Here is a 3,780-nt window from a genome sequence, read left to right as displayed (position 1 = left end):
GCACCGATTCGCGGATGAAGATCGTGTCGTCGGAGGTGATGGCGATGGTGACGCCCTGCGGCAGCGATTGCTGAAGCTCCGCCACGGCGGCGCGCACGCCCTCCGAGATGGCGATGGTGTTGGCCTTGGCCTGCCGGATGATCTCGACGCCGATGGCGGTCTGGCCGTCGAGCCGTGTCAGGGCCGTCGCCTCCTGGAATGCCCAGCGGACGAAGGCGATGTCGCCGACCTTGGTCTGTGCGTTGATCTCGAGGCCGGCGACGTCCTGGGGCGTGTCGACCGGGGCCTCCGCGCGCACGATCAACTGCTGCGTCGCGTTCTCGAGCGCGCCGGAGGGCGTGGTCACGGATGCCTTGCCGATGGTGTTGATTACGTCGCTCAAGGCAAGGCCGCGCGAGGCGAGCGCGACCTGGGAGACGCGCACCTCGATGGTCCTAGCACGCAAGCCGTAGGAGTTCGCGGCTGCAACGCCTTCGACGGCGGCAAGGCGATCTTCGATGACGTCGTTGACGAGGTCGGTGAGCTCGCTTTCCGAGAGCGTGTTGGAGGCAACCGACATGCGGATGATCGGCTGGGCGTCCGCGTCCGCCTTTACGACGCGCGGGTCGTCGTCCATGTCGTTGGGAAGCTGGTTGATGACGCCGGCCACGGCGTCGCGCACGTCCATGGCGGCGACCTGCATGTCGGTTGCGGTCGAGAACTCGACGGCGACGCGGCTCGAGCCATAGGACGAGTTAGACGAGATGTTGGTCACGCCCTGCACGCGCGACACCGCGCTCTCGATGATGGCCGTGATCTGGGCGTCCATGCTTTCCGGGGAGGCGCCTGGATAGCTCGAGCGCACGGTGACGACGGGGCGGTCCACGTCCGGCAGCTCGCGGATCTCGATCGACTGCACGGCGGCGATGCCGGCAATGATGACCAGCAGGTTCAAGACCATCGCCAGGATGGGACGACGCACGAAGACGCCGACCCAGCCGCCGTCATCCGCGGGTTGGCCGGGCGTCGCGGGGCGTTGCTCGTGGGTGCTCATGGAGCAGGCTCCGTTCCGTTCCCGTGTGATGGACGATGGTCAGACAAGGTCGCTCTCAGGAGCCCAGTTGCTTGACTTTCTGGCCGGCGGTCAGAAGTCCGCCGCCCTCGTTGACGATCTTCTCCCCGGGCTGCAGCGCTGCATCGATGAACACCCGGTCGCCGTCGCGGGCGAGAATTGCCGCATCGACGCGCTCGACGGTGCTGTCATCCGTGAGGCGCCAGACATAGGCGCCCGCGCGGTCCCATTGGATCGCGAGGCCGGGCACGACCGGCGATTTCTCGCCCGAGAGCTGGACCGAGACGGAGAACGTCGAGCCAGGAATGAGCTTGAGGTCGGGGTTCGGGATCTCGCCGCGCACGGATAGCGTGCGCGTCACCGGATCGATGCGCGTGCCGACGCTCGCCACCTTGCCGTTGAAGATCTCGCCGGGGCGTGCGGCGAGGCTGGCGCGCACGGGCATGTCCGTCTTGATCTGGGGCGCCACGGCCTCGGGCACCGTGAACTCGATGATGATGGTCGAGCGGTCGTCGAGGGGAGCAATCGGGTTGCCGACGGCGAGATAGTCGCCCACCTGGAGGTTCGTCAGGCCGATGATGCCGGCGAACGGAGCCTTGATGGTCATCCGTTCCAGCTCCTCTCGCGCGCGGCGCAGAGCGGCATCGGCGACCTTGAGGGCCGTCTCGGCCTCCGCGCGCACGACGCGCGAGACGGCGGCCTCGTTGAGCTGGTTGTAGCGTTGCACCTGATCGAAGGCCTGCGAGCGCTGGGCCTCGGCGGTCTCGACCGCGATGGCCTCGGGCTCGGACGCGAGCTTGACCAGGACTTGATCCTTCTCGACGCGGTCGCCGCCCTTGAACAGCACGTCGGAGATGACACCCGCGACGCGTGTCGTCAGCGTCACCTGTGCGAGGGCGCGTCCCGATCCGACGGCGGCGACGCGCTCGCTCACGGGCTCGGTCTTGACGTCATAGACGGAGACGATGGCCTCCGTCGGCGCGCTGCGGCGGGCACGTTGCGCGTCGGCGTCGGAGGTTACCAGAAGCGACAGGATGGCGGCCGACGCAAGGCCGAGGGACACGGTGCCAGGCTGCAACCGGTGGAAACGGACAGATCCGGAGCTCATTGATCCCCCAAGACATTTCATGGCCGAACAGTTACGCGCGGCTTCGGCGTCGTCCCTCGGTAAACGGTGTGACGCCCGAGATCCGTCGCTCCCCCGATCCGCCGCGCTCGTTGAAAGTGCAAAGCTTATCTCATGTTCCATTTTCTCCATAGTTTGGGCAAGACAGTGGAGCGCGCAAACATCGTGAGCCATGTGCGGTCTCGGGCCGTATCTCAGCACGGGCAAGCCACTCCACGGCGCGGAGAGAAGCCATGAGCGGATCACGTCACCTGCATCTCGGCGCGTTCATGCGTCCGGTCAGCATCCATACCGGCGCGTGGCGCTATCCCGGCGCCTACCCCGATGCGAACTTCAATTTCGGCGCGCTCAAGCGCTTTGCGCAACGGCTCGAGGCGGCCAAGTTCGACGCGTTCTTCATGGCCGACCATCTCGCCGTGCTGAACATGCCTACCGCCGCGCTCAAGCGCAGCCATACCGTGACATCGTTCGAGCCGTTCACGCTCTTGTCGGCGCTTGCCGTCGTGACGGAGCGCATCGGGCTCGTCGCGACCGCGTCCACGACGTTCGACGAGCCCTACCATATCGCCCGGCGCTTCGCCTCGCTGGATCACATCAGCGGCGGGCGCGCAGGGTGGAATATCGTCACCACGTCCAATCCGGATGCGGCGCTGAACTTCGGCTACGAGGAGCACCTCGAGCATGGTGCGCGATACGCGCGTGCGCGCGAGTTCTACGATGTCGTGACCGGGCTTTGGGACAGCTTTGCCGACGATGCCTTTGTGCGAAACGTAGAGGACGGCATCTATTTCGATCCCGAGCGGATGCACGTCCTCAACCACAAGGGTTCGCAGCTCTCGGTGCGAGGCCCGCTCAACATCGCACGCCCGGTGCAGGGCTGGCCAGTGATTGTGCAGGCCGGCGCGTCGGAGCCCGGCCGCCAACTCGCGGCGGAGACGGCGGAGGTGGTGTTCGGGGCCGAATCGACGCTCTCGGCCGGGCAGCGCTTCTATGCCGACGTTAAGGGCCGCATGCCGGCGGTCGGCCGCAATCCCGACCATCTCAAGATCCTCCCGGCGGCGTTCGTGGTGGTGGGCGACACGGTGGAGGAAGCGCGTGCGAAACGCGCGCATCTCGACAGCCTCGTGCACTACGACAGTGGCATCGGCTCTCTCAACACCCTGCTCGGGTACGATGTCTCGGGTTTTGATCCGGACGAACCGCTGCCGGAGATTCCCGAGACCAACGCCAGCAAGAGCGCGCGGCAGAGGATCGTCGAGGCTGCCAGGTCCAAGAACCTCACGATCCGGCAGCTCGCGCAGAAGGCCGGGAGCTATGCGGGCCTCGCCTTCGTCGGCACGCCGGCGTCGATTGCGGACGAGATGGAGGCGTGGCTCGACGGTCGGGGATCGGACGGGTTCAACGTGATGTTCCCGTGGCTGCCCGGCGGGCTCGACGACTTCGTGGACCGGGTGGTGCCGGAGCTGCAGCGGCGCGGGCTCTTCCGCCGTGCGTACGAAGGAAGCACGTTCAGATCGCATCTTGGGTTACCAAGGCCGGAGAATCGTTTCTTCGCAAACGAGCACGGCACCGCCGGTGACGCCGCCTCGCGTCGAGACGAACG

Annotated in this window: 3 protein-coding genes; 1 reads left to right on the top strand and 2 read right to left on the bottom strand. The window is 66.5% G+C overall.

Annotated features, from left to right (window positions below; all coding sequences use genetic code 11):
- A partial coding sequence (locus IT540_RS01180) for an efflux RND transporter permease subunit (RefSeq protein WP_291172116.1) occupies window positions 1–1,033 on the bottom strand: 1,033 nt, incomplete at its 3' end.
- A 55-nt stretch (window positions 1,034–1,088) separates the two neighbouring features.
- Window positions 1,089–2,159 carry an efflux RND transporter periplasmic adaptor subunit gene (locus IT540_RS01175; protein WP_291172112.1) on the bottom strand — a complete coding sequence of 357 codons (1,071 nt, stop codon included), beginning with the start codon at window positions 2,157–2,159 and terminating at the stop codon, window positions 1,089–1,091.
- Between the two features lie 251 nt (window positions 2,160–2,410).
- On the opposite strand from IT540_RS01175, the gene IT540_RS01170 reads away from it, so the two are divergent.
- Window positions 2,411–3,780, top strand: a 1,370-nt coding sequence (locus tag IT540_RS01170) for an LLM class flavin-dependent oxidoreductase (protein WP_291172109.1), incomplete at its 3' end; no start/stop codon positions are given.

It is taken from the genome of Hyphomicrobium sp. (genome assembly GCF_020852195.1).
Taxonomy (GTDB): Bacteria; Pseudomonadota; Alphaproteobacteria; order Rhizobiales; family Hyphomicrobiaceae; genus Hyphomicrobium_C.
Note: the sequence above shows the minus strand (reverse complement) of the source record. Positions and strands in the feature narration are given on the sequence as shown.